Annotated in this window: 1 rRNA gene; it reads right to left on the bottom strand. The window is 57.2% G+C overall.

What is annotated here, in order from left to right:
- Positions 1-919, bottom strand: a 23S ribosomal RNA gene (locus IE241_RS33860); the annotation flags it as partial.

The raw sequence follows: 919 nt of genomic DNA on the forward strand, positions 1-919 counted from the left end.
TACCGGTCTTCCACACCTGGCCTATCAACCCAGTCGTCTACTGGGAGCCTTACCCCATCAAGTGGGTGGGAGTCCTCATCTCGAAGCAGGCTTCCCGCTTAGATGCTTTCAGCGGTTATCCCTCCCGAACGTAGCCAACCAGCCATGCCCTTGGCAGGACAACTGGCACACCAGAGGTTCGTCCGTCCCGGTCCTCTCGTACTAGGGACAGCCCTTCTCAAGACTCCTACGCGCGCAGCGGATAGGGACCGAACTGTCTCACGACGTTCTAAACCCAGCTCGCGTACCGCTTTAATGGGCGAACAGCCCAACCCTTGGGACCGACTCCAGCCCCAGGATGCGACGAGCCGACATCGAGGTGCCAAACCATCCCGTCGATATGGACTCTTGGGGAAGATCAGCCTGTTATCCCCGGGGTACCTTTTATCCGTTGAGCGACGGCGCTTCCACAAGCCACCGCCGGATCACTAGTCCCGACTTTCGTCCCTGCTCGACCCGTCGGTCTCACAGTCAAGCTCCCTTGTGCACTTACACTCAACACCTGATTGCCAACCAGGCTGAGGGAACCTTTGGGCGCCTCCGTTACCCTTTAGGAGGCAACCGCCCCAGTTAAACTACCCACCAGACACTGTCCCTGATCCGGATCACGGACCCAGGTTAGACATCCAGCACGACCAGAGTGGTATTTCAACGACGACTCCACCATGGCTGGCGCCACGGCTTCACAGTCTCCCACCTATCCTACACAAGCCGAACCGAACACCAATATCAAGCTATAGTAAAGGTCCCGGGGTCTTTCCGTCCTGCTGCGCGAAACGAGCATCTTTACTCGTAGTGCAATTTCACCGGGCCTATGGTTGAGACAGTCGAGAAGTCGTTACGCCATTCGTGCAGGTCGGAACTTACCCGACAAGGAATT

Origin of the sequence: Streptomyces hiroshimensis (assembly GCF_014650335.1) — a bacterium.
In the GTDB taxonomy this organism is placed as follows: Bacteria; Actinomycetota; Actinomycetes; order Streptomycetales; family Streptomycetaceae; genus Streptomyces; species Streptomyces hiroshimensis.